Annotated in this window: 1 protein-coding gene; it reads right to left on the reverse strand. The window is 46.8% G+C overall.

Translation table 11 applies throughout. From position 1 onward, the window contains the following. Nucleotides 1-87: 87 nt before the first annotated feature. Nucleotides 88-1,448 (reverse strand): IS1182 family transposase gene (locus tag NQZ67_RS29890; protein WP_257453152.1). Its coding sequence is split into 2 segments (ribosomal slippage): nucleotides 88-881 and nucleotides 881-1,448, totalling 1,362 coding nucleotides; the frame shifts between segments, so codons are not numbered across the junction. Nucleotides 1,449-1,560: the final 112 nt, after the last annotated feature.

Genomic DNA, 1,560 nt, shown 5'->3' on the forward strand with positions numbered 1-1,560 from the left:
CAGAATGTCGAGAAACCCGCATCTTTTTAAAGATGCTCGGGTTTCTCTTTAGTTTTCGCACGTAATTGAGGAGGGTTAGGGGCTGGTCTAGCCCTCCTTCGCCTTCCTTTCCAGGTGGAAGGCGATCTTCTTCATGTTCTGTACAGCTGCGGTCATGAGCGCTTGCTCCGTTACATTGCGCAACCCCCGCAACCGGCAATAGCGAAACCCGTGGAGCTGTTTAGCATCCGCGAAGCTTCGCTCAATGGTTTCTTTTCGTTTTCGGTACAGCCGTTTGCCGGATTTGCTTAGGCGGTTAAGGCGTACTTTCTCCTTGCTGTCCTCCCAGATATGACGGGTGACAATTTTACGATGGTTCCGAGATCGTGTACATCTTTGCAGCATTGGACAATCCGCACATTGCTTTGAATCAGAAGCATAATGTCGGTATCCATGGCGGTCTGTTGTCCGGTATGCTAACTCTTGGTTTTGGGGGCACACATATAGATTGCGGGTTGCATCATAGGTAAACTCCCACTTGTGGTACAGGCCTTGAGTAGGATGAAACCGGCGGTGGGCAATTACGCCAAAGATGTTACGGTCTTCAAGCCCCTTACAAATCGGTGTCGTTAAATAACCCGAATCAAGCGCAACAGCCTCTACGTTAAAACCAAAACGTTCACGTTGACGATCCAAGCGTGAGAGGTATGGAACAGAATCATGCACGTTACCAGCGGTGACGAACACATCGGTAACCAGGTTGTATTTCACATCAACCGTGCGGTGGTCCAAGTAAAAGAATCCCTCTGGCTTGCCTTCTCGAACCATAAATCCACTATCCGGATCTGTCGTGCTGACCTTAACTTCCTTGTCTTCGTTCACCTCCTCCCGTGGTTTTAAGTCTTTTTTCCTTGCTCTCTGCGCTCGGCCTCGACGGCTGCATTTAATTCATCCATATAATCACGCGTGTTCTTCTGAATTTGTTCTTTGGTGTATTTATGTTTGTTGGCATTAGCTTTCAGATGAGTCGAATCAGACATCAAAACACGACCACCTACCATCCGGTGTGAAATCGCTTGTATGACGATTTCGTCAAAAATGTCCTGAAAGATCGTGGTGTCATTAAACCGTTTGCGACGGTTCCAGCTAATCGTGCTGTGATCAGGAACGCGATCCGTTAAGCCGAGCCCAAGAAACCAGCGATAGGCTACATTGGTTTGGATTTCACGTTCAAGTTGGCGCTCCGAGCGAATGCCATAAAAGTAACCGAGGAAGATCATTTTAAAGAGAACCAAAGGGTCGAGAGCGGGACGACCATTGTCCGGAGAGTAAAGATGACGTACCTTTTCATCTATGAATGAAAAATCGATATGCTTATCGACTAGGCGAAGCAAATGATCTGCTGGGACCAAGTCCTCGATGGAAACCAGTTCATAATTTTGTTGTTTATTTCGATTCGAACGAAGCACGAACAACACCTACCGATCTAATAATTGATACCATTATTATATCACATTAACGCTGTGTCGTGTTGAACCAATTAGACAAAAGATAGGCTGTCGAGACTTTCTCGACAGCCTG

This window comes from Paenibacillus soyae (genome assembly GCF_024623455.1).
GTDB classification, from domain to species: Bacteria; Bacillota; Bacilli; order Paenibacillales; family Paenibacillaceae; genus Pristimantibacillus; species Pristimantibacillus soyae.